The 916-nt window shown below is 60.7% G+C and carries 1 protein-coding gene; it reads right to left on the bottom strand.

The features are described from left to right. Positions 1-622: 622 nt before the first annotated feature. The coding region (locus tag CKO31_RS26595) for a hypothetical protein (RefSeq protein WP_207148132.1) at positions 623-916 on the bottom strand (294 nt) is incomplete at its 5' end.

Genomic DNA, 916 nt, shown 5'->3' on the forward strand with positions numbered 1-916 from the left:
CAGTGCGGGCGCTGGAGCGCCTGTGCGCATTGCCCAAGGTGGTTGCCGGTTTCTTCCGCCATCCGCACTGCCGCTATATCCTCGATGCCCACGCTGCGGCCTGACATTACTTAATGGACGGTTAGTAAGGGCAGGTTACCCATAAGTGCGGGACACCCGCGGACCGATGGGGATCGCCCGGATCGTCGCAGGTGGTGACATCCCGTGCGGTCGCAGCACAGGTCTGGTTACCTCCGCCCTTTGGCCGAATCCTGCCCTCCTGAGCTGGGTGCGTCAATGTCCGGAATTGGCCGATCTCTGCCGCTCGGCGACACCCTGGTCAACGTCCGCATTGGACAGGCGTACGGGTTCGCCGACGGAAGCCTTGCGTGGGGCACAGTGAGGGTGCTCAGACTGACCACGGCGACGACGGTGACCCGCCTGAGGTCACCGTCAAGCTGCCGGGCATCGCTGCGGCTGGCAGTCGAGCTGCAGAGGCTCAGCGCGTCCGTACGAGTGGGCCGAGGCGAAGGGAGTGCGACGGCTGGGTGTGGATGTGGATCGGTGTGTCGCTCGGGCTGTCATCCGGGGCGCCTAGCTGTCCTGACGCTGCCGCTTACCGCCCTTCGGTTGCGTGCCGCCGCTAGGCTCGCACTGGATTGAAGTCTAGACCAGTCCAGCGTAAATATCTGTTATCAAATGGGAAAGATGGGAAAGGAGCATGGAGCATCCTCAAATCGGGCGGAACCGGAAAACGTGGTTTTCCGTCTCCCTCATGTTCAGCGGGTTGCGGCACTAAGGTGATTTCCGCTTTGGAATATACCGATATGTGAGATACTTCGCGCAGTTTCTCAGATATCGATCCAAAGCCCATGATTCCGGATTCCAGCAGCATCCCGGTCAGCAACCTGAGTGCCGAGCACATCGAAGATATCAA

The organism is Thiohalocapsa halophila (assembly GCF_016583825.1).
GTDB classification, from domain to species: Bacteria; Pseudomonadota; Gammaproteobacteria; order Chromatiales; family Chromatiaceae; genus Thiohalocapsa; species Thiohalocapsa halophila.